The organism is Butyricicoccus sp. (genome assembly GCF_050872565.1).
GTDB lineage: Bacteria > Bacillota > Clostridia > Oscillospirales > Butyricicoccaceae > Butyricicoccus_A.
Genome location: NZ_JBNMHC010000445.1, coordinates 1 through 1,568 on the forward strand (window position 1 = coordinate 1; position 1,568 = coordinate 1,568).

Sequence of the window (1,568 nt, forward strand, 5' to 3'; positions counted from 1 at the left end):
CGAACTGGGCATTCCGATTATCCACAAGCGTATTTCCGTCACCCCGATGGCAATGATCGGCGCGGCAACAGACGCGACTTCGTATGTCCCGCTCGCACAGACGCTGGATCGCGCCGCTGCTGCCTGCGGCGTCAACTTTGTCGGCGGCTTCTCCGCTCTCGTCCAGAAGGGCTTTGCCAAGGGCGATGAAATCCTGATTCGTTCGATTCCGGAAGCCCTGGCAACGACAGATCTGGTATGTTCTTCGGTCAACGTCGCTTCGACCAAGGCGGGCACAAATCTGGACGCGATCCGCATGATGGGTGAGGTCATCCGCCAGACCGCAGAGCTGACCGCTGACCGCCAGTGCATCGGCGCAGGCAAGCTGGTTGTCTTTGCCAATGCGGTAGAGGACAATCCGTTTATGGCAGGTGCATTCCACGGTGTCGGTGAGGCGGACTGCGTGCTCAACGTCGGCGTATCCGGCCCGGGCGTTGTGCATTCGGCTATCCAGCGCGCCGGTGAGGATTGCTCGATGAACGAAATCGCAGACATTATCAAGAAAACTGCCTTTAAGATTACCCGTATGGGTCAGCTCGTTGGTTCCATTGCGTCCGAGCGCCTGAACGTTCCGTTCGGCATTGTTGACCTGTCTCTGGCTCCGACACCGGCAGTCGGTGACTCGGTTGCCCGCATTCTGGAAGAGGTCGGCCTGGAGTGCTGCGGCACGCACGGCACGACGGCGATTCTCGCCATGCTCAACGACGCGGTCAAGAAGGGCGGCGTCATGGCATCTGCTGCTGTCGGCGGTCTGTCCGGTGCGTTCATTCCGGTATCGGAGGACGAAGGCATGATTCACGCGGTCAACGAAGGCAGCCTGCATCTGGACAAGCTGGAAGCCATGACCGCTGTTTGCTCCGTCGGTCTGGATATGATTGCCATTCCGGGCGACACCTCTGCGGAGACAATTTCCGCTATCATCGCAGACGAAGCTGCTATCGGTGTCGTCAACAACAAGACCACCGCCGTTCGCGTCATCCCGGCCATCGGCAAGAAGGTCGGTGAGGACTTGGAATTCGGCGGTCTGCTCGGCTCGGCACCGGTTATGGAAGTGCATCCGTTCTCTTCTGCGCGGTTTATTCACCGCGGCGGACGCATTCCGGCTCCGATGCACTCACTGAAAAACTGATGCGCCGCCTCTTTCGGCGGTTCCGCGCCGGTTTTGCCTGCGGCATGATCGGCACGATGGGACTGCTTGGACTGTTGGGACGCAAAAAGAAAAAGTAAAACAAAAAACCAGCTGTTAGATGATTCTCCGTCATCCAAACAGCTGGTTTTTACTTTCCGTCCCAGTGGTCAAGCTCGCGCTGCAACTGCTCAATATGCGCTTCCGCATTATCCGATGTAATCAGCTCCACATCTGTATGCACGGATTCTCCGTCTGATTCTCCGTTGCACAGCTTCACCGCATAATCAATGCACTGTTTTCCCATCTCAAAGGGGTCTTGCGCAAATACCGCGTCAATTTCTCCGACGCGCACCAGCTCGGAGGCATCAATCATGCCGTCAAACGACACGATGTGAATATC

2 protein-coding genes are annotated in these 1,568 nt (G+C 57.3%); one reads left to right on the forward strand and one right to left on the reverse strand.

Translation table 11 applies throughout. The features are described 5' to 3' along the window. Positions 1–1,168: PFL family protein (locus ACR0P9_RS12355; RefSeq protein WP_432620583.1), on the forward strand; the 1,168-nt coding region annotated here is incomplete at its 5' end. Between the two features lie 148 nt (positions 1,169–1,316). On the opposite strand, the gene ACR0P9_RS12360 is transcribed toward ACR0P9_RS12355, so the two are convergent. Beyond that, positions 1,317–1,568, reverse strand: a 252-nt coding sequence (locus tag ACR0P9_RS12360; RefSeq protein ID WP_432620585.1) for a sugar ABC transporter substrate-binding protein, incomplete at its 5' end; no start/stop codon positions are given.